The organism is Mycobacterium sp. NGS15 (assembly GCF_059813245.1).
This window is the reverse complement of the sequence record NZ_JCALEF010000003.1, coordinates 285,510-302,653: the sequence shown is the minus strand read 5'-3', so window position 1 is coordinate 302,653 and position 17,144 is coordinate 285,510. Positions and strand designations below refer to the sequence as shown.

General features: G+C 63.7%; 19 protein-coding genes. 4 read left to right on the top strand and 15 right to left on the bottom strand.

The window, feature by feature from the left end; all coding sequences use genetic code 11:
• Positions 1 to 44 precede the first annotated feature (44 nt).
• From AC5Y5C_RS09145 to AC5Y5C_RS09090, 12 genes are all read right to left on the bottom strand, one after another.
• Positions 45 to 230 carry a PLD nuclease N-terminal domain-containing protein gene (locus tag AC5Y5C_RS09145; protein ID WP_499971122.1) on the bottom strand — a complete coding sequence of 62 codons (186 nt, stop codon included), beginning with the start codon at positions 228 to 230 and terminating at the stop codon, positions 45 to 47.
• Positions 227 to 1,096 carry an acyl-CoA thioesterase II gene (locus tag AC5Y5C_RS09140; protein ID WP_499971830.1) on the bottom strand — a complete coding sequence of 290 codons (870 nt, stop codon included), beginning with the start codon at positions 1,094 to 1,096 and terminating at the stop codon, positions 227 to 229. The genes AC5Y5C_RS09145 and AC5Y5C_RS09140 overlap by 4 nt, the downstream gene beginning before the upstream one ends.
• 24 nt (positions 1,097 to 1,120) lie before the next feature.
• Positions 1,121 to 2,539 carry a pyruvate kinase gene (gene pyk / locus AC5Y5C_RS09135; RefSeq protein ID WP_499971120.1) on the bottom strand — a complete coding sequence of 473 codons (1,419 nt, stop codon included), beginning with the start codon at positions 2,537 to 2,539 and terminating at the stop codon, positions 1,121 to 1,123.
• Positions 2,540 to 2,626: 87 nt separating this feature from the next.
• Entirely contained in the window at positions 2,627 to 2,941 is a 315-nt protein-coding gene (sugE, locus tag AC5Y5C_RS09130) for a quaternary ammonium compound efflux SMR transporter SugE (RefSeq protein WP_499971118.1), read from the bottom strand.
• An 83-nt stretch (positions 2,942 to 3,024) separates the two neighbouring features.
• Positions 3,025 to 3,381, bottom strand: a complete 357-nt coding sequence (locus tag AC5Y5C_RS09125; RefSeq protein ID WP_499971116.1) for an NINE protein — start codon at positions 3,379 to 3,381, stop codon at positions 3,025 to 3,027.
• The gene (lgt, locus tag AC5Y5C_RS09120; protein WP_499971115.1) at positions 3,378 to 4,466 is read right to left on the bottom strand and encodes a prolipoprotein diacylglyceryl transferase; all 1,089 of its coding nucleotides are present in this window, start codon (positions 4,464 to 4,466) and stop codon (positions 3,378 to 3,380) included. Before lgt ends, AC5Y5C_RS09125 begins: the two co-directional genes overlap by 4 nt.
• The gene (gene trpA, locus AC5Y5C_RS09115) at positions 4,463 to 5,293 is read right to left on the bottom strand and encodes a tryptophan synthase subunit alpha (protein WP_499971114.1); all 831 of its coding nucleotides are present in this window, start codon (positions 5,291 to 5,293) and stop codon (positions 4,463 to 4,465) included. Before trpA ends, lgt begins: the two co-directional genes overlap by 4 nt.
• Complete coding sequence (gene trpB, locus AC5Y5C_RS09110; RefSeq protein WP_499971112.1) at positions 5,290 to 6,564, bottom strand: tryptophan synthase subunit beta; 1,275 nt, start codon at positions 6,562 to 6,564, stop codon at positions 5,290 to 5,292. Before trpB ends, trpA begins: the two co-directional genes overlap by 4 nt.
• 162 nt (positions 6,565 to 6,726) lie before the next feature.
• Positions 6,727 to 7,545 carry an indole-3-glycerol phosphate synthase TrpC gene (trpC, locus tag AC5Y5C_RS09105; protein WP_499971111.1) on the bottom strand — a complete coding sequence of 273 codons (819 nt, stop codon included), beginning with the start codon at positions 7,543 to 7,545 and terminating at the stop codon, positions 6,727 to 6,729.
• Between the two features lie 94 nt (positions 7,546 to 7,639).
• A complete protein-coding gene (locus tag AC5Y5C_RS09100; protein WP_499971109.1) occupies positions 7,640 to 8,272 on the bottom strand; it encodes a TIGR02234 family membrane protein in 633 nt (210 codons plus the stop codon).
• Entirely contained in the window at positions 8,265 to 9,800 is a 1,536-nt protein-coding gene (locus AC5Y5C_RS09095; RefSeq protein WP_499971828.1) for an anthranilate synthase component I, read from the bottom strand. The genes AC5Y5C_RS09100 and AC5Y5C_RS09095 overlap by 8 nt, the downstream gene beginning before the upstream one ends.
• A gap of 75 nt (positions 9,801 to 9,875) precedes the next feature.
• The gene (locus AC5Y5C_RS09090; RefSeq protein WP_499971107.1) at positions 9,876 to 10,367 is read right to left on the bottom strand and encodes a MarR family winged helix-turn-helix transcriptional regulator; all 492 of its coding nucleotides are present in this window, start codon (positions 10,365 to 10,367) and stop codon (positions 9,876 to 9,878) included.
• 361 nt (positions 10,368 to 10,728) lie between these two features.
• Between AC5Y5C_RS09090 and AC5Y5C_RS09085 the strand changes: the two genes are divergently transcribed.
• The 4 genes from AC5Y5C_RS09085 (at position 10,729) to AC5Y5C_RS09070 (ending at position 15,200) form a co-directional block, all read left to right on the top strand.
• Positions 10,729 to 11,172 carry an MmpS family transport accessory protein gene (locus AC5Y5C_RS09085; protein WP_499971105.1) on the top strand — a complete coding sequence of 148 codons (444 nt, stop codon included), beginning with the start codon at positions 10,729 to 10,731 and terminating at the stop codon, positions 11,170 to 11,172.
• Positions 11,169 to 13,982 (top strand): MMPL/RND family transporter, encoded by a 2,814-nt coding sequence (locus AC5Y5C_RS09080; RefSeq protein ID WP_499971103.1) that lies wholly within the window; start codon positions 11,169 to 11,171, stop codon positions 13,980 to 13,982. Before AC5Y5C_RS09085 ends, AC5Y5C_RS09080 begins: the two co-directional genes overlap by 4 nt.
• A gap of 320 nt (positions 13,983 to 14,302) precedes the next feature.
• Positions 14,303 to 14,731, top strand: a complete 429-nt coding sequence (locus AC5Y5C_RS09075) for an HIT family protein (RefSeq protein ID WP_499971101.1) — start codon at positions 14,303 to 14,305, stop codon at positions 14,729 to 14,731.
• 10 nt (positions 14,732 to 14,741) lie between these two features.
• Positions 14,742 to 15,200: a peroxiredoxin gene (locus AC5Y5C_RS09070; RefSeq protein WP_499971099.1), complete on the top strand. Its 459-nt coding sequence runs from the start codon at positions 14,742 to 14,744 to the stop codon at positions 15,198 to 15,200.
• 10 nt (positions 15,201 to 15,210) lie between these two features.
• On the opposite strand, the gene hisI is transcribed toward AC5Y5C_RS09070, so the two are convergent.
• From hisI to AC5Y5C_RS09055, 3 genes are read right to left on the bottom strand one after another with little or no spacing between them, the layout of a single operon-like run.
• Positions 15,211 to 15,561, bottom strand: a complete 351-nt coding sequence (hisI, locus tag AC5Y5C_RS09065) for a phosphoribosyl-AMP cyclohydrolase (RefSeq protein WP_499971097.1) — start codon at positions 15,559 to 15,561, stop codon at positions 15,211 to 15,213.
• The gene (hisF, locus tag AC5Y5C_RS09060) at positions 15,558 to 16,331 is read right to left on the bottom strand and encodes an imidazole glycerol phosphate synthase subunit HisF (RefSeq protein ID WP_499971095.1); all 774 of its coding nucleotides are present in this window, start codon (positions 16,329 to 16,331) and stop codon (positions 15,558 to 15,560) included. Before hisF ends, hisI begins: the two co-directional genes overlap by 4 nt.
• Positions 16,328 to 17,143, bottom strand: coding sequence for an inositol monophosphatase family protein (locus tag AC5Y5C_RS09055; RefSeq protein ID WP_499971094.1), 816 nt, complete (start codon positions 17,141 to 17,143; stop codon positions 16,328 to 16,330). The genes hisF and AC5Y5C_RS09055 overlap by 4 nt, the downstream gene beginning before the upstream one ends.
• Position 17,144: the final 1 nt, after the last annotated feature.

The following is a 17,144-nucleotide window of genomic DNA, read 5'->3' as shown; positions in this document are numbered from 1 at the left end:
CCTCCCACAGTCGCCCTGCACGGACCTTCAGGATACTCCCGTGGCTACCAGCGGTCGGAGGGATCGCTCTTCCCGATGGCAAACCAGAGGATCGGGCCGAAGATCGGGAACACGAGCACGATGATGGCCCACGGCAGCTTCTCGCCGTTCGGCTTCGCCGGGTCCTTGATGATGGAAATGATGGTGACAACAGTGAGAATCAGCACCAGCAGAGAAAGGATTCGAATCATGACCGCCCCGGGAAGTATTTGACAATGCCTTCCTGGATGGTACTGGCCAGCAACGCTCCTTCGCGATCGAAATAGCGTCCCGCCCCCATTCCGCGGCCTGCCGAGGCAACCGGCGACTCGGTGGCGTAGAGCACCCAGTCATCGAACCGCAGCGGACGGTGAAACCACACACTGTGGTTGATGGTGGCGGCGAAAATCCGGTCGTAACCCCAGGACAGCCCGTGGGTGGTGATGATCGAATCCAGCACCGTGGTGTCCGACGAGTAGACCAGTGCCGCACTGTGCAGTACCGGGTCATCGGGTAGCGGCGAGTGAGTCTTCATCCACACCCGATTGTGTTCCAGCCGTTCAGATTTGGCCTTGAGTACCCATGCCGGGTCGTTATCGTAGCGCCATTCGATGGGTTTGAGCGCAGCCACGAACATCGGCACGGTCTGCTCGTAGCCGACCAGGTGCTCGTCGATGCTCGGGAGAGTTTCGGGATCGGCCACCACGGGCGGCTTGACCGCATGCTCCAGCCCCGGAGAGTCCTTCAAGTACGACACCAGCGCAGAGGACAGCAGGAGGTCGCCCTGGACCGCGTCGACGCGGCGATTGGCGAAACTGCGCTCGTCCCGCAATCGCAGCACCCGGAATTCGATATCCTGCGCCGGGTCGCCACCGTTGATGAAATGGGTCGAGACGGCCGCCAGTGAAAGCTTCTCCGAGACGGTACGTCCGGAGGCCACGACGGACTGCGCCATCAGCTGCCCGCCGAAGGTGCGGGGCGGATTTACTGTGGGGTGACCGCCGACGAACAGGTCGGTCTCGGGGTTCTTCAGCTCCAGCAGCGCGAGTAGCTGTGCGAAATCAGGTGCGTTGCTGATGCTGATCCTCTTCCCTAGTGTTCCCTAGTGGTCGTCCTCGCCGATCCGGTGTACGTGGATCAGATTGGTCGAGCCTACTGTCCCCGGCGGAGCGCCCGCGACGATCACCACCAGATCTCCCCGCTGATAGCGCTCCATCGCCAGCAATGCCGTGTCGACCTGTTGGATCATGCCATCGGTGGTATCCATCACCGGGACAATGAAGGTTTCGGTTCCCCAGGTGAGCGCCAGCTGGCTACGCACTTCGGGCAGCGGCGTGAATGCCAGCACCGGCAGCGGGGTGTGCAGCCGAGCGAGCCGCCGCACGGTGTCACCGGATTGGGTGAACGCGACGAGTGCCTTGGCATTCAGTCGTTCGCCGATATCGCGCGCGGCGTACGAGATGACGCCGCGTTTCGTACGCGGCACGTGAGTCAACGGCGGCGCGCTCACCGAATGGCTCTCGATCTTGGACACGATGCGGGCCATAGTCCGCACCGCCTCCATGGGGTACTTGCCGACCGAGGTCTCCCCCGAGAGCATCACGGCATCCGCACCATCGAGGACTGCGTTGGCGACATCCGAGGCCTCGGCACGTGTCGGCCGCGAGTTCTCGATCATCGACTCGAGCATCTGGGTCGCCACGATGACCGGGCGGGCGTTCTCGCGCGCGATCTGGATCGCGCGCTTCTGCACAATCGGCACATCTTCGAGCGGCAGTTCGACGCCGAGGTCGCCACGGGCGACCATGATGGCGTCGAATGCCAGCACGATGGCCTCGAGGTTGGCGACGGCCTCCGGCTTCTCCAGTTTGGCGATCACCGGCACGCGACGTCCGACCCGGTCCATGATGGCGTGCACCAGTTCCACATCGCCGGGTGACCGCACAAATGACAGCGCGATGAGATCCACCCCGAGGCGCAGTGCGAATTCGAGGTCCGCGATGTCCTTCTCGGAGAGTGCGGGCACCGACACATTCATCCCTGGTAGTGACAGGCCCTTGTTATTGCTCACCGGGCCGCCCTCAGTGACCCGGCAGACCACGTCGTTGCCTTCGATGGCCTCGACGGTCAACCCGACCTTGCCGTCATCGACCAGAAGCCTGTCGCCAACGGCAGCATCGACAGCCAACTGCTTATACGTGGTCGAGACCCGATCCGGGGTACCCACGATGTCCTCGACAGTGATCCTGACCTGTTCGCCCGTCGCCCAGTGAGTGGATCCGGTGGCGAACCGGCCCAGCCGGATCTTGGGACCCTGTAGGTCCGCCAGGACACCAACCGCTCGCCCGGTCTCGTCGGATGCCTTACGCACCCAGCGGTAGTTCTGCTCATGGTCGGCGTGCTCGCCGTGGCTGAAATTGAGTCGCGCGACGTCCATCCCGGATTCGACGAGCTCGCGCACAAGCTCAGCAGAACCGGTCGCAGGACCGAGGGTGCAAACAATCTTTCCGCGTCTCGTCACGACTTTTGAGCATAGTCGTGGTGGTACCTACTCACGAGTCAGTGCGAGCACGATTCACTCAGCGGTTACCTTGACCGTTTTACGTTGTCAGGACGCCAATTTCAGACCGATGATGCCGGCGACGATCAGTCCCAGGCTGAGCAGTCGCCAGACGTTGGCCGAATCGCCGAACAACACGATGCCCAGGATCGCGGTGCCGACGGCACCAACTCCCACCCAAATGGCATATGCGGTGCCCACCGGCAGGCTCTTCATCGCAATGCCGAGCATCGCGATGCTGATGACCATCGAGCCGATAGTGCCGACGGTCGGCCACAGGCGGGTGAAACCTTCGGTGTACTTCAGGCCGATAGCCCAGCCCACCTCGAGTAGACCCGCGAGAATAAGGATCAGCCAAACCACCAGAGATACCTCCGCATTTCGGTGAGGCCGTCCCCTGGCGAAGAATTACCGGGCCGTCCCGGTCATCGCGATTCTCTCACACGTCAATCCCGAAGTTGGCGGCCGTTCTTATCGCTCACCTTGCCGCCGAAAATTAGCACCGCATCGACGACTGCCCAGATGATTGCCACGATTCCGAACGTCACCAAGCCGATCAGCAGCTGAACAACGCCCAACAGCGTCTGCCCCAGATAGATCCGGCCAAAGCCCAAGAATCCGACCAGGCCCAACAGTTGCAACAGGCCTGCGACCAGCTTCGACTTATCCGAGTACGGCGCTCCAGTGGCCGGGTCGCGCCCATACGGCGCGGCCGGATCCACATAAGAGGGTGGATATGGAATACCAGGCGGAGGCGACATCGGCGGAGGTGTTCCGAAAGGAGGCGGAGTGCTCTCGGTCATTTCTCCACAATGCCAGAATTTTCGCCGGCCTCGTCGGACGGTGCATCCGCGCCATCGTCCACCGGGTCTTTTGTGCCGTCTTCTTCCACGGCCTCCGAGTCTTCCGGGGCATGATCAGTGCCCTCGGTGTCCTTGGTGTCCTTGGTGTCCTTGGTGTCCTTGGTGTGCTCGGTGTCCTCGGGCTCCTCAGACTCCTCAGACTCCTCCGTCAGCGCCGGGGTGGCGCCCAGGGTGGCCGGGTCCTCACGGCCCTTGGGGGCCAGCAGGATGTAAGCGATCGCGGCGAGGAACACCACCGTCGAGGTGAAGGAGTTGACGCGAATCCCGCCGAACTGCGTCGCCGGATCCACGCGCATCAACTCGACCCAGAAGCGTCCCACGCAGTACGCCGCAACGTACATCGCGAACAGACGCCCATGCCCGATCTTGAAGCGCCGGTCCACGAAGATCAGCAGCCCGAAAACGAGGACGTTCCACAACAATTCGTACAGAAAGGTCGGGTGGACGACTTGGGCAACCTCGCCGGTGGACACCCCATTGAGGTTGAGGACGTCAACCGTGCCGTCGGCCGAACGCCGGTAGAACAGCTCCAGCCCCCACGGCAGCGTGGTGGGGCCACCGGTGAGTTCCTGGTTGAAGTAGTTACCCAACCTGCCAATAGCCTGGGCCAGCACAATTCCGGGCGCGATCGCGTCGCCGAACGCGGGCAAGGAAATTCCCCGACGGCGGCAGGCAATCCAGGCACCGACGGCTCCGAGGGCGACGGCGCCCCAGATGCCGAGACCGCCTTCCCATACCGCGATCGCCTTGGCCAGTCCCTTACCGTGCGGACCGAAGTAGGTCTGCCAGTCGGTCAAAACGTGATAGAGACGTCCACCGACCAACCCAAAAGGCACTGCCCACAACGCGATGTCGTAGATGACGCCGCGTTCACCGCCGCGTTGCTCCCATCGGCGATCCCCGATGACCAGCGCGACGATGATGCCCGCGATGATGCACAGTGCGTAGGCGCGGATCGGGATCGGTCCCAGATGCCAGACCCCCTGGGGCGGGCTGGGGATGTATGCCAGATTCACGACTGTCACGGTGTTGTCCTTGTTGTCCCCGAGGTTGTCCTCGAGCTGATGCCCTTCCGCACTCCGGTGGCCAACTCTTCCGTCAGGGTACGCACAGCGGTCGCACCGTGTGGGGCGGCCGCCACCAGGGCCGAGCCGACGATGACACCGTCGGCGTACGCGGCGATCTCTGCCGCTTGCGCGCCCGATCGCACGCCGAGGCCGACCCCCACCGGAATATCGGAGACTTCGCGAACCCTGCTCACCAGGGCGGGTGCCGCGTTCGACACCGCATCGCGAGCGCCCGTGACGCCCATGGTGGAGGCCGCGTAGACGAATCCCCGGCATGCGCCGATCGTCATCTCGAGTCTCTCCGGCGTAGATGATGGCGCGACCAGGAAGATGCGATCGAGATCGTGCGCGTCCGAGGCCGCGATCCAATCCTGCGCCTCGTCGGGGATCAGATCGGGCGTGATGATCCCGAGGCCTCCCGCCGCCGCGAGGTCACGCGAGAACGCGTCAACTCCATACCGCAGCACCGGATTCCAGTACGACATGACAACGGCGTGCCCGCCCGCATCGGTAATTGCGCGGACCGTGGTGAAGACGTCTGTCACCCGAACTCCGTTGGTGAGCGCGGTTTCCGCGGCAGCCGCGATCATCGGGCCGTCCATCATCGGATCCGAGTAGGCGATCCCCACCTCGATGATGTCGCAACCACCGTGCACCAGCGTGGTCATGAGTTCGATCGAGGTGTCCAGGTCGGGATATCCATTGGGTAGGTACCCGATCAACGCGGCACGCCCCTCGGCGCGGCACGTGTCGAAGACTTCGGTCAGGCGGCCGGGCTGCGTCATGACCTCGTTCCATCCTGGTCAGTGCCGTTCTCGTCGCCGTTCTCGTCGCCGTTCTCGTCCAAGAGGTCGAACCACTTGGCCGCGGTCTCAACGTCCTTGTCGCCGCGCCCCGACAGGTTCACCACGATGATCGCGCCGTCTCCCAGCTCCGCTCCGAGTTTGAGTGCGCCCGCGACCGCATGCGCCGATTCGATCGCCGGAATGATTCCTTCGGCGCGTGAGAGCAACAGGAAGGCGTCCATGGCCTCGCTGTCGGTAACCGGACGATAGTCGGCACGTCCGATTTCGCGCAGCCAGGCATGCTCGGGTCCCACCCCTGGGTAATCCAAACCCGCCGAGATCGAATGGGATTCGATGGTTTGACCGTCTTCGTCCTGCAGCAGATAAGAGTAGGAGCCTTGGAAGGCGCCCGGTGTTCCGCCGGTGAATGTGGCGGCGTGCCTTCCGGTTTCGACACCATCACCGGCGGCCTCGTATCCGACCAACCGGACTGCCGGATCGTCGATGAAGGCATGGAAGATACCGATCGCGTTCGAGCCGCCGCCGACGCACGCCACGACCGCATCCGGCAATCTGCCCACCTGATCCAGTACCTGCGCCCGCGCCTCCATGCCGATAATGCGCTGAAAATCCCGGACCATCACCGGGAAGGGATGGGGGCCTGCGGCGGTACCGAAGCAGTAGTAGGTGTTGTGCGCATTGGTCACCCAGTCACGCATGGCGTCGTTGATGGCGTCCTTGAGGGTCTTCGACCCCGACTCCACGGACACCACCGTCGATCCCAACAGCCGCATGCGTGCGACGTTGAGCGCCTGACGTGCGGTGTCCACGGCACCCATGTAGATCACGCATTCGAGGCCGAGAAGCGCACACGCGGTAGCGGTGGCGACACCGTGCTGCCCCGCGCCCGTTTCCGCGATGATGCGGGTCTTGCCCATCTGCTTGGCCAGGAGAACCTGACCGAGAACGTTATTGATCTTGTGGGAACCGGTGTGGTTCAGGTCTTCTCGCTTGAGCAGGATTCGCGCACCGCCCGCATGGGTGCTGAGGCGGGCGGCCTCGTACAGCGGCGACGGGCGGCCCACGTAATGCGTCTGCAAGCGGTCGAGTTCCTCAAGGAAGGAGCGGTCGGATCTGACCTTCTCGTACGCGGCCGTGACTTCCTCAATGACGGCCATGAGCGCCTCGGCCACGTATCGGCCGCCGTATGGGCCGAAATGTCCACGACCATCGGGATCATGTGCGGTGGGCTCGGCGATCGCAGCACTCATCTGCGGCAGGCCGGAGTTCTTCGTGCTGGATGAGCCGCTTGCGCGAAGACTGTCAGACGTGGATGAGCCGCTTGCGCGAAGACTGTCAGACGTGGATGAGCCGCTTGCGCGAAGACCGTCAGACGTGGATGAGCCGCTTGCGCGAAGACTGTCAGACATCGACTAGCGGGCCGGTTTGGGGCAGGACGGATGTGTGCCCGCAGTCACCAAATCGGCGACGGCTCCCCGAGGATCGCCACTGGTAACCAATCCCTCACCAACCAGAACGGCGTCGGCGCCGGCACCGGCGTAAGCCAGTAGATCGGCGGTTCCGCGAATCCCCGACTCGGCGATACGGATCACGCCGCTGGGCAGTCCCGGCGCGATGCGGGAGAAGCAATCCCGGTCGATCTCAAGAGTTTTCAGGTCGCGCGCGTTGACACCGATGACCGATGCGCCAGCGGACAGCGCACGATCGGCTTCTTCTTCGGTGTGCACCTCGACCAGCGCGGTCATCCCGAGGGACTCGGTGCGGTCGAGCAGGGAAACAAGTGCGGTCTGTTCGAGCGCCGCGACGATCAGCAGGATCAGGTCGGCGCCATGTGCGCGCGCCTCGTGGATCTGATACGGGCCGACAACAAAGTCCTTGCGCAGCACGGGAACTGATACGGCGGCACGCACCGAGTCGAGATCATCGAGGCTTCCATGAAACCGCCGGCCCTCGGTGAGCACGCTGATGATCCGCGCTCCCCCGTCCTCGTAGGCCTTCGCAAGCTCGGCGGGATCACTGATGTCCGCGAGCGCACCGCGCGACGGGCTGGCCCGCTTTACCTCGGCGATCACGGCGATACCCGCCACGCGCAGAGCAGCCATCACATCGAGTGGCTTGGGTGCAGCTTTGGCCGCCGCCTTCACTGTGGCGAGATCGACAACGGCTTCGCGAGCCGCGACATCGGCGCGCACGCCGTCAAGGATCGAATCGAGTACGGTTCCCGAACTCATGACCTCGACGATTCCCTTCTTGCGGCGCCCCCGCGCCTGCGCACTCGAACTTCACAGAAGGGTAGCCGCTGTGGGGCCACACACGAAAACCGGGTCAGGTAGGGCCTGAGGAACCCTCGGCCTGTCCGAGGGTGGGATCGTTCCCGTCGTCCAAGCTGTCCCACATCACCCGCTCGCTCTGCTTCTTGTCTCCCGGATCTGCGCCGTCAGTGCGCCGGGCCGCCGGGGTCTGGTACTTGGTGTCCACGGCCCCCTGTGCGGCCCGCAGGAGCGTCATGGCGGCCAACACCGCCACTGCCGCGGCGACCACCGTGATCGTGGCTCCGCCGGAGAGCCGATCGGCGCCGATCAAGGTGGACACCGGAATGTTCTTGACGTCCGCGGCGCGGGGCCCTGCATCTCGAATCGCCCAGAGGCTGACTCCGAGATAGGCCGCACCCGCTCCGATGACCGCCACAAGGACAGCCAAGACTCGCAGCGCCCATCCGCGGATGGCAAGGGTGGCGATGGCCGCCGCCACCAAGGCGACTGCCAGCGGAAACAGGGCAGCCGACCAGTCAGCACCCGACACCAGGATCGTTCGGGGCTCACCCAAACCGTCGAATGACCGCAGGCGAACCCAGGTGAGCTTCGAAGCCCCCCACAACCCAGCTGCTGCGATCAGAAGCAGGCCGGCGCCCCTGAGGAGCCGCTTCCGGCCCGGATTCCGCTGAGCCGGGTCAGACATCCGCGGCGCCCGTGAGGGTTTCGGCGGCGGCGATCGCGTTGAGCACCGCGGTGGCCTTGTTCCGGGCCTCGTTGTATTCGTACTCGCCCGTCGAGTCGGCCACCACGCCCCCGCCTGCCTGCACATAGGCGCGACCGTCTTTGAACAGCGCGGTTCGGATCGCGATGGCGAAATCGGCATTTCCGGCGAAGTCCAGGTATCCCAGTACGCCCCCGTAGAGTCCGCGGCGAGTGAGCTCGACCTCCTCGATGAGCTCCATGGCGCGCACCTTTGGTGCCCCGGACAGCGTTCCGGCCGGGAAACACGCGGTGATGGCGTCCAGTGCGGTCTTTCCGTCCGCGAGCGATCCAGACACCGTCGACACCAGGTGCATGACGTGGCTGTAGCGCTCGATGTGGCTGTAATCGCTGACCTTCACGGTGCCCGGGGTGCAGACGCGTCCAAGATCGTTACGGCCCAGATCGACCAGCATCAGGTGCTCAGAGAGTTCCTTCTCGTCCGCGAGCAGATCCTTGGCGAGCAGGGTGTCTTCCTCATCGGTGGCGCCGCGCCAGCGTGTGCCGGCGATCGGATGAGTGGTGGCCGTTCCGTCTTTGACGGTGACAAGCGCTTCCGGACTCGATCCGACGACCGAAAACGCAGTCCCACCATCGGAATCCGGCGCATGGAGCAGATACATGTACGGGCTGGGGTTGGTGACCCGAAGGATTCGGTACACCTCCAGCGGGTCGACGTCGGTCTCCATTTCGAAGCGCATGCTCGGCACCACCTGGAACGCCTCGCCTGCTTCGATATCGCCGACCAGCTTGTCGACAATCGCGCTGTACTCCTCCACGGTCCGCTGGCTGCGATACGCGGGTGCCGGACGGTCGAAGTGGGCGACCGTGGAAGGCAGCGGCTGACCCAGGGCCGCCGTCATGACGTCCAGCCGCGCGACCGCGCCGTCATAGGCCTCGGCCACACGTTCGGGGGTGTCATCCCAGTTGACCGCGTTGGCGATGAGCGTGATGGTGCCCTCGTGGTGGTCAACGGCCGCCATATCGGTGGCAAGCAGGAGCAACAGATCCGGCAACCCGAGATCGTCGGTGGTCTGCTGCGGAAGTCGCTCCAGCCGGCGCACGATGTCGTAGGCCAAGAAGCCGACCATGCCTCCGGACAACGGCGGGAGGTCCGACAGCGTCTCGCCTGCCAGCAGGTCCATCGTGGCCCGCAACGCGTCGAGAGGATCACCCCCGACGGGAGCCCCCTCGGGGGTGGCCCCCAGCCAGGCGGCCTGTCCATCCCGGACGGTCAGCGCCGAGGGCGATCCCGCACCGATGAACGACCACCGCGACCATGACCGCCCGTTCTCCGCCGATTCGAGCAGGAAGGTGCCCGGGCGGTTGGCGCCCAGTTTTCGGTAAGCGGAGAGTGGAGTCTCGCTGTCTGCCAGTACTTTTCGAGTGACAGGCACCACCCGATGCACCGCCGCCAGGGCGTTGAACTCTTCCCTGGTCGTGGTCGCGGCGCCACTGACGGTGCTATGCATGGACGTCATTCTCCCAGACTCCCGCCAGCCGATTGGGCCGCGTTGCCGACGCGGACGGGCCGGCCCCGGATTCGTCTAACCCTCGTAGGACCGCAGGGACTCGACAAGACGCTCCAGTCCTCCCACGACGGCGTCGCGATCGTCGCCGAGTCCGGCGAGCGCCGCGGACTGGACAAGCAACCGCTCCGGGAAGTGCTCGTCAACCACTGCTCGTCCGCTATCGGTCATGCTGATGATGACGGCTCGCCGGTCATTGACGCTGGCCTCCCGAGTCACATATCCACGCTCCTCGAGTTTGCGTAGCGTTCGGCTCACCCAAGCTTGTGACACGCCAAGTTCTTCGGCGATGTGACGAGCGATGACCGGCCCTTTTCGGTAGCGCAGCACAATCAGAATGTCGTGTTCAGGCTCCGGGATGCACGCGGATGTGCACAAAGGTTCGATCGCGCGGGCGAGGAGACCAGAAGCACGCTTCAGCAAGCCGATGACCTCCATGGAGGCAGTGTCGAGATCGGGCCTGTTCTGCGACCAATCGCGCACAGTGACCGAACTCTCCTTGACCACCATCGCGTCCCTTCTTAGATCCTCTCGGCCGAGCGATGCCTACCTGGAAAACACTTGCCGACCTAAGGCTATCGAACTCTGTGCACCCTGCCCGGAAGCTCGGCAACATTCATGGCGACCGGCCCGCCGCGGTCTCGGTCACACTGACTAGACATCAATTACTTAACTTATATAGTATCCATCACGCATCCGTTCAGGACTTTGCCTGTGCTGTGACGACAGATCCGGGAACGAGCGACGTGGAACCTCGGCAGGTCAACGATGACCGGAACATCCTTGCAGCAAGAAACGAATAATGCTGCGAATACGTGCCGCCATGTCCGCATGCCCGAAGGCCCTACCTTAAGGACTGAAAGGTTTAGCTATGAATGTCTCCAGGAGCCGTCGCATACTCAATAAGATCTGGTTGCCGCTCCTATCCGTGGCGATACTTCTCACCGCAGGGCTGGCCATCAAGTTCGCACACGGGGTTTTCGGGTCGCAGGACCGTACACACAGCCCCGGAGGCAATTTCGCCGTCGTCCAGTTCAATCCCAAGAACATCGTCTACGAGGTGTTTGGCGACTACGGCGGCTGGGCGCGGGTGAGCTACTGGGACACCAACAACAGACCGGTCGATGTCCAGCCCACCGCATTGCCGTGGACGCACACGGAGACAACGGTGTTGACGACCGCGACCGGCGATATCACCGCACAGGTGGCGGGCCGAAATGTGGGCTGCCGCATCACCGTTGACGGATTAGTGCGCTCGGAACACACCGCAACTGGTGAGCACGCCGGTGTCTGGTGCCAGGTGCTGTCCGCATGAGCACACATTCCACGCAGAAGCCGTTCTTCGCCAGGACAATTCGCAAGTTCTCCATACTGGTGGTACTCGCCTGGGCCGCATTCACCGTGGTGATCAACACCGTGGTTCCGCAGCTCGAGCCGGTCACCGATGCGAACCAGGGCCCCCTGGTACCGCTCGACGCACCGTCGTCCAAGGCCCTGATTCACATTGGCGAATCGTTCCAGGAGTCCGACAGCAACAGCCTGGCTATGGTCATCCTGGAGGGCGATCACAAGCTCAACGACGCCGATCACGCGTTCTACGACACGCTGGCCGGCAAGCTGGAGAACGACAAGAAACACGTCCAGTATGTGATGAATCTGTGGGGTCAGGGGACCACCGCGGCAGGAGTGCAGAGCTCCGACGGGCAGGCCGCCTATACCCTCGTCCGGGTCGCCGGCGACCAGGGTTCGACGGTCTCCGATGAATCCATCCGCGCAGTCCGCGAGCTGGTCTCCGAGGTCCAGCCCCCCAACGGGGTCAAGGTGTACGTCTCCGGCTCGGCCCCGCTATCCACGGACATGCTTCAGGTGGGTAACCAAAGCATGATCCGCCTGATGTACGTGACGATCGCCATCATCACGGTGATGCTGCTCATCGTCTACCGATCCGTCGCCACCGCCCTGCTGACGCTGTTGGTGGTGATGGTTGAGTTATCTTGTGGGCGTGGCGTTGTCGCGTTCCTTGCTTATCACAAGCTCATCGGAATCTCGGTCTTCGCCTCGAACATCCTGGTGTCGTTGATCCTGGGCGCCGGGACCGACTATGCGATCTTCTTGATCGGCAGATACCAAGAGGCACGCCACGCGGGCGAGGATCGGGAGACAGCCTATTACTCTGCGGTGAAAGGCGTCTCGCACGTCATTCTCGGCTCCGGCCTGGCGATCGCTGGGGCGACATTCTGCCTTCAGTTCACACGTCTCAACTACTTCAACACCATGGGAATCCCATGCGCGGCGGCGACGCTCGTCGCGGTCGCGGCATCCCTCACCTTCGGGCCCGCGGTGCTGGCGCTGGGCAGCCGCTTCGGGGTTTTCGAGCCGAAAGTCAAGGCGAGTGCCGGCATTTGGCGCAAGGTGGGCACCGTCACTGTGCGTTGGCCGGGGCGGATTCTCGTGGTGAGCAGTGTTGTGGTGCTGATCGGATCGATCACGCTGCCGTCGTACCGCCCCAACTACAACGACCGGATATACATCGCCGATGATGTCCCGGCGAATCAGGGATACGCCGCGGCGGACAGGCACTTTCCGGTGAGCAAGCTCAACAGCGACATGCTCATGATCGAATCCGACCACGACATGCGTAATTCGACGGACATGATCGCGCTGGACAAGGTGGCGCGGGAGGTGTTCCACACGCCCGGTGTCGCCATGATTCAGAGCGTCACCAGGCCACTGGGCACACCGCTGGAGCATTCCTCGTTCACGTACACGATGGGGACCATGGGAACCAAGATCAACGAGATACTCCCGTTCCTTACGGACCTCACCGATCGGTTCACCGAAATGGCCGATATCACCGACCGGATGGCTGCCCTGATGCGCCAACAACAGGCGCTCACCGGACAGCAAGCGGGCGCGGCGCATATCACCGTCAAGGGTGCACAGGAGTTGAAGGACGTCACGGTGAGCATGCGGGACACCCTTGCCAATTTCGACGACCAGTTCCGGCCGCTGCGCAACTACTTCTACTGGGAGCCGCACTGCGCGGATATCCCGATGTGCTGGGCGATCAGGTCGCTGTTCGACATGACCGACCAGGTCGATTCGATGACCGATGCGGTCGACGACACCCTGAAGGCCGCGCTGATACAGGACGCGGTCACTCCGCAACTGGTTGAGGTCATCGGCAAGAGTGCCGCAGAGCTGGACAACATGAGAAAGGTGGTGCTCACCGAGCAGAGCACCATGCGGCCGATGCTCACCCAGCTGAACGAGCTGGGACGCCAGATGATGGACCTCGGACACGCATTCGACAGTTCCAAGAACGACGAGTTCTTCTACCTGCCACCGGAGGCCTTCGACAACCCGTACTTCCAGATCGACCTGAAATACTTCGTCTCACCGGACGGCAAATCCGCCCGCTACATGATCTACCACGACGGTGAGGCACTCAGCGAGGAAGGCATCGATCATGCGCAGGCCTACCTGCCCGCCGCCAAGGAGGCTCTCAAAGGTACGACGCTGGCCGGATCACGGGTCTATCTGGGCGGTGCGGCGGCAACTTACTGGGACATCCAGGACGCCACCAAGACCGACCTCCTGATTGCGGCGATCGCAGCGTTCGCGCTGATCTTCCTGGTGATGCTGCTGATCACCCGCAGCGTGGTGGCGGCACTGGTCATCGTCGGCACCGTGGCGTTTTCCTACTCGGGCGCCTTCGGCCTCTCGGTACTGGTGTGGCAGCACTTCCTCGGCATACCGCTGAGCTGGCTGAACCTGCCCATCACTTTCATCATCCTGGTGGCCGTGGGGTCGGACTACAACCTGTTGCTCATTTCCCGCTATCTGGAAGAAAGCAAGGCGGGGCTCAATACGGGCCTGATCAGGGCGGTGGCCAACTCCGGCAAGGTCGTCACCACCGCGGGCATCGTGTTCGCGACCACGATGATGGCCATGCTGTCCAGCGATCTGCTGTCGGTGGGTCAGCTTGGCTCCATCATCGGCCTTGGCCTGCTGCTGGACACGCTCATCGTGCGGTCATTCATCACCCCCGCCATTGCCCGGCTACTCGGGCCGTTGTTCTGGTGGCCCCGGATGATCCGGTCACGCCCGCTACCCGCCCGCTGATGTGACGGCACGCCCGGGACCGCATGTGCGCCCCGGGCGTGCCGAGCGGGGCACTCGATTCCTCGCGGGACGATGCCCGTGCCCCATTGCGAGAGTGCCGCGGAAACCTGTTGCGCCAGTGCAGCTCCCAACGCAACTCCCCATGTAACTCCCAGTGAAAATCCCACACCGCACCGCCGGGCAGAAACACCGTCACGTTCTTCGATGGCATGTCGCACCTCATCACGTCGAGCCGATATGTGGGCCTGTTCGCCCGCATCTCCCGGGCCTTCATGCTATCGAACATTTGTTCGACCGGTCAACGTCTCTAGCGTAAAGCGGTGGCTGATGAGTGCTTGTTCTGTGGGATTGTCTCCGGTGCCGTACCCGGCGTGCGAGTCGCGGAGGACGCCAAAACCTATGCGTTCATGGACATCAACCCCGGCTCAGACGGACATCTCCTGGTGGTTCCGAAGCAGCACAGCAAGGATCTGCTCGAGATACCGGCCGATGATCTGAGCGCCGTCACGTTGACCGCCCAGCGGATAGCCAAAGCCGTCGTTTCTGAACTCGGGGCCGATGGAGTGAACCTCCTGAATTGCTGCGGTGCGCACGCCTGGCAGACCGAGTTCCACTTTCATCTCCACGTGATCCCCCGGTATATCGACAAGTCCAAAGACCGGTTGGGACTGCCGTGGGCACCCGGTATCCGTGGTGAGATGCACGCGATCAGCGCCCTGGGAAACCGACTCTCCCACGCGCTGGCGTAGCGTTCGACTCATGAAACCTGGTGATCGTGTCGCCGACTTCGAACTTCCGGACCAGACCGGAACAACCCGCAGCCTTTCCGCGCTCCTGGCCGACGGACCCATTGTGCTGTTCTTCTATCCCGCCGCGAACACGCCCGGCTGCACCGCCGAGGCCTGCCATTTCCGGGATTTGGCAAGCGAATTCAAGGAAGTGGGCGCCTCGCGCGTCGGCATCAGCGTCGATTCGGTCGACAAGCAGGCCGACTTCGCCGACAAGCGCAAGTTCGACTACCCGCTGCTCTCGGACGAAGGCGGGGCGATCTCCACAGCGTTTGGCGTCAAGCGCGGACTGCTCGGCAAGCTGGCGCCGGTCAAGCGGACCACGTTCATCATTGATAAGGACAGCACCGTCCTGGCCGTGTTCGCGAGCGAGCTCAATATGAACGCGCACGCGGACAAGGCTCTAGAGTTCCTCCGCGCCCGCAAGTAGCACGCGCAACCTAACGCTCGTCACTCAAGAGTTCATCGGCATCGAAGCAGCTGTGCGCGCCGGTGTGGCACGCCGGTCCGGTCTGGTCGACTTCGAGCACCAGCGTGTCACCGTCACAGTCCAGCCGCACCGCGTGCACGTATTGGGTGTGACCCGATGTCTCGCCCTTGACCCACAGCCGCTGACGCGACCGCGAGAAGTAGGTGCCGCGTCGCGTCTCAAGCGTTTGCGCCAGGGCCTCGTCGTTCATCCAGGCGACCATCAACACCGTGCCGGTGCCGTGTTCCTGCACCACCGCGGTCACCAGGCCGGCAGAGTCACGCTTCAGGCGGTCGGCAATGGCCGGGTCGAGCTCGCTCATCGCACGGTGATCCCTTCTGCGGCCATGGCCGCTTTCACCTCGCCGATGGTCAGCTCGCGGAAATGAAAGACACTGGCCGCGAGCACCGCATCGGCGCCGGCCTTAACCGCCGGCGCGAAATGCGCAGCAGCGCCGGCCCCGCCACTGGCGATCACGGGAACGTCGACGGCGGCGCGCGCGGCCGTGATCATCGGAAGATCGAACCCCGCCTTGGTACCGTCGGCGTCCATGGAATTGAGCAGGATCTCCCCCACTCCCAGTTCAGCTCCGCGCGTTGTCCATTCGATGGCGTCGATCCCGGTGCCCTTGCGGCCCCCATGGGTAGTGACTTCCCATCCCGACGGAGTCGGCGTGTCACCCTCGCGGACCCGGCGCGCGTCCACGCTCAGCACGATGCACTGCGATCCGAACCGCTGTGCCAGCTCGGCCAGCAGTTCCGGGTGCGCGATGGCCGCGGTGTTGACGCCCACCTTGTCCGCACCGGCGCGCAGCAGCACGTTGACGTCTTCCACCGATCGCACACCGCCGCCCACCGTCAACGGAATGAACACCTGCTCGGCGGTGCGCCGCACCACATCCAGCATCGTGGCCCGGCCTGAGGACGAGGCCGTGACGTCAAGGAAGGTCAGTTCGTCGACGCCCTCGGCGTCATAGGCGGCGGCTAGCTCCACTGGGTCTCCTGCATCACGCAGGTTTTCGAAGTTCACACCCTTGACCACTCGACCATCGTCGACGTCGAGGCAGGCGATGACACGGGTAGCAACACTCATCGGTAGTCCTCCGGATCCCCGACCTCAGCCAGCACTTCCAGAATCTGCTCGTGCACGCCGGGCGCGGCCACCAGCACCGACGGCGATTCGGGGGTCCAAGGGTTGCCTCGGAGGTCCGTCGCATGACCGCCCGCGGCCTGTACCAGTGCGATACCGGCGGCGTGGTCCCACACGTGTGCGCCGAAACTCACCGCACCGCCCAGTATCCCGCCCGCGGTGAACGCCAAATCGATGCCGGTGCTGCCGTGCATACGTAGTCGTGACGTGATGCGGCTCAGCTTCTCCAGCACCGCCAGCCGATAGCGCCCCGGCACCCGGCCCTTCCAGTCGACATTGAAAGTGCCCAGCCCCACCGCCACATCCGCGAGATCGACTCGCGGCAACGGCGGCAACGGCACGCCGTTGCGCACCAAGGGGCCACCCGTGAAGCCGGTGTACTTGTCGCCCATGAACGGCAACCACGTCAGGCCGGCCACCGGTTCTCCATCGGAGAGCAGCCCCAGCAGAATCGCTGCCATCGGCGAACCTGCCGCGTAGTTCACAGTGCCGTCGATCGGGTCGACTACCCAGACCAGCCCGGAATCGACGGCCGGGCCACCGAATTCCTCACCGTGCACGCCGATTCCGGTGCGCTCGGTGAGCGCCTTCACCACCATCCGCTCGATGGCCAGGTCTTCCTCGGTGGCGAAGTCCTTGCCACCCTTGAAGACGACGCCATCGGCCCCGTGCCCGGCCACGAAACGCTGTGCCGCCACGTCCAGAATCGCGGACGCCTCAGAAATCAGCGCAGCCAGCTCCGCAGTCGTCGGCATA